Annotated in this window: 1 protein-coding gene; it reads right to left on the bottom strand. The window is 30.0% G+C overall.

Annotated features, from left to right (window positions below; translation table 11 throughout):
- Positions 1 to 97: 97 nt before the first annotated feature.
- Positions 98 to 367 (bottom strand): DUF1353 domain-containing protein, encoded by a 270-nt coding sequence (locus CQA75_RS09035; RefSeq protein WP_246023835.1) that lies wholly within the window; start codon positions 365 to 367, stop codon positions 98 to 100.
- Positions 368 to 377: the final 10 nt, after the last annotated feature.

Raw genomic sequence — 377 nt, 5'->3', positions numbered from 1 at the left:
CTAAGCTTATCACTCACTATAGGTTCGCTTGGTTCTTTAAAACTTTGATTGGCATTTGGAATATAAGAAATTCCGTAATCTTTCATTTTAACTCCTTTTATATTGATTTAAATATACATTTTATAAAGTGAAAAGCATTGCAAGCATGGTAAAAAACAAAGCTTTTAAACTTAGAACATCCAAGCAATAACATTGCTTCTTTTAAAGCAAGATCAGCAAGTTTGTAATCCTTTCTTGAATTTGCTTTTTCACATAAATAATCATGTATCACACAAGCACTAAAATACTCACTTTTAAAAGGTGGATAAAAACTCCAAAAGATACGTGGGATACTCGCTCCATCAGTTTTAAAACCTTTTGGTATCACTCCATTAAAA

This window comes from Campylobacter taeniopygiae (assembly GCF_005406225.1).
Taxonomy (GTDB): Bacteria; Campylobacterota; Campylobacteria; order Campylobacterales; family Campylobacteraceae; genus Campylobacter_D; species Campylobacter_D taeniopygiae.
The sequence above is the reverse complement of the archived record's forward strand: the minus strand, read 5'-3'. Positions and strand labels throughout refer to the sequence as shown.